1 protein-coding gene is annotated in these 361 nt (G+C 27.4%); it reads left to right on the top strand.

Annotation, left to right across the window (positions count from 1 at the left end; translation table 11 throughout):
• Positions 1–361, top strand: a 361-nt coding sequence (locus CP368_RS10545; protein WP_158227445.1) for a hypothetical protein, incomplete at both ends; no start/stop codon positions are given.

The raw sequence follows: 361 nt of genomic DNA, 5'->3' as shown, positions 1-361 counted from the left end.
TTAATCTTAGAACAAATTCTAGCAGATTTTGTAGATTTTACAGATTCTAATAGGGTATTAGAATTAGAAGAAAAGAATAAACAAATAAAAAAAGAAATTCGTGATTTACAAGAACATTTCGATAGAGAAAGCTTGGATAAGTTTAATCAGATTTTATTAAATATGTATTTTGATGAAGAAGTTGAAAAAAATGTAAATTATGTTAAAGAGGATAGAGAAGCTGATGGATTTGCTTTCTCTTTTAATCCGTTAAGGCAACGTTTAACCGTTAAAAGAAATGATAAAGTAGATCCAAATCAGGAAAAAGTTCAAATTTCTTTTATTCCCGGAAGTTTAGCTAGACGTACACATATGCAAATAC

The organism is Lactobacillus sp. UMNPBX17 (genome assembly GCF_002553735.1).
Lineage (GTDB): Bacteria > Bacillota > Bacilli > Lactobacillales > Lactobacillaceae > Lactobacillus > Lactobacillus gallinarum.
The sequence above is the reverse complement of the archived record's forward strand: the minus strand, read 5'-3'. Positions and strand labels throughout refer to the sequence as shown.